At 36.7% G+C, this 705-nt stretch carries 2 protein-coding genes; both read left to right on the forward strand.

Annotated elements, in window-relative coordinates; genetic code table 11:
- The first annotated feature begins 153 nt into the window (after positions 1–153).
- Complete coding sequence (locus tag ACFO4R_RS03725) at positions 154–558, forward strand: type II secretion system protein (protein ID WP_379787674.1); 405 nt, start codon at positions 154–156, stop codon at positions 556–558.
- Positions 559–623: 65 nt separating this feature from the next.
- Positions 624–705: prepilin-type N-terminal cleavage/methylation domain-containing protein (locus ACFO4R_RS03730; protein ID WP_379787678.1), on the forward strand; the 82-nt coding region annotated here is incomplete at its 3' end.

Consider the following 705-nt stretch of genomic DNA (forward strand, 5'->3'; position numbering starts at 1 on the left):
GTGGAATAAAGACACAAAGACTTTAACATCGACATATAAGTCGAACAAAGCAGGAGCGCAGTTGGTTACTTTGACCTATACTCCGTAATATTATAGCAGAGAGCAAGAATGTGTTAATTTAAGTAAGAATAGTTATAATTGAAAGGAAGTACAATGAAAAAGATTCAAAAGAAAAGAAAAGGATTTACCCTAGCGGAATTGGTAGTAGTAGTAACGATTTTAGGAATATTAATGGTTATTGCGGTAATGCGTTTTTCATCTGTTTCAGACTCTGCCAATATGAGGGCTTTTGAGGCGAACCACAAGTTGGCGGTATCTGCGATTCAAATGTATATGGCAGACAACAATGGAAAGACCCCGCCGGATGATACTACAGCATTTGAAGCATATATTGCTTCGTCTACGGATGCAACAAAAGGTCTTGCAGCACTTCAAGGAAAACCAAAAGGAGCTACAGATGCAACTTACAAGTGGAATAAAGACACAAAGACTTTAACATCGACATATAAGTCGAACAAAGCAGGAGCGCAGTTGGTTACTTTGACCTATACTCCGTAATATTGTAGCAGAGAGCAAGAGTGTGTTAATTTAAGTAAGAATAGTTATAATTGAAAGGAAGTACAATGAAAAAGATTCAAAAGAAAAGAAAAGGATTTACCCTAGCGGAATTGGTAGTGGTAGTAACGATTTTAGGAATATTAATGG

Origin of the sequence: Filifactor villosus (assembly GCF_042652965.1) — a bacterium.
In the GTDB taxonomy this organism is placed as follows: domain Bacteria; phylum Bacillota; class Clostridia; order Peptostreptococcales; family Filifactoraceae; genus Filifactor; species Filifactor villosus.

Excerpts from the sequence above, each read along its gene's own strand:
- ACFO4R_RS03725 (WP_379787674.1), top strand. The coding sequence starts at position 154 with ATGAAAAAGATTCAAAAGAAAAGAAAAGGATTTACCCTAGCGGAATTG.